Raw genomic sequence first — 520 nt, forward strand, 5'->3', positions numbered from 1 at the left:
TTCGTTACTGTATTCAGAACTATTGTCACTGTATTCAGAACCATTGTCACTGTATTCAGAACCATCGTCAGGATTTAATTTACTATCAATGACGGGGTGGTGGCTATAGAGCTCATCTTTTGCGTCTGCAACGAACCTACTGCCGGAGAGAAATCTCTCTACCTCTTCTGGCGAGCCATCGCAAACCTCTTCCAGCAAAGCAATGCGACCGGATTGATCGTGCCCTACAGGCTTCAATGTTGGCATTTGCTCAATTAATTCACGGATCGCCATGTCTCGCTCCTCACGCTCAAACAAATGCTTGGGCATGGCAGCAACGCTCTCGCCATCGTCATTCGCCTCTGAACTGTTCTCAGAGAAGCAGAAATCACCATCGACTGTACGAACTCTTGGTTGGCTGCTTTTTGCGCTCAGTAGCTCATTGTGAGCATGCACATTTTCTTCGGTCAGAGCGAAGAGCTTTTCTCCGATCGCGGCTGCCAGGGCTTTCGGGCTGTCAAGTTGTTCTACAGAAGCTTCG

Annotated in this window: 1 protein-coding gene; it reads right to left on the reverse strand. The window is 48.7% G+C overall.

Annotated features, from left to right (window positions below):
• A partial coding sequence (locus tag J7438_RS27420) for a hypothetical protein (protein ID WP_209279165.1) occupies positions 1-520 on the reverse strand: 520 nt, incomplete at both ends.

The organism is Thalassotalea sp. G20_0 (genome assembly GCF_017744175.1).
GTDB lineage: Bacteria > Pseudomonadota > Gammaproteobacteria > Pseudomonadales > Endozoicomonadaceae > Endozoicomonas.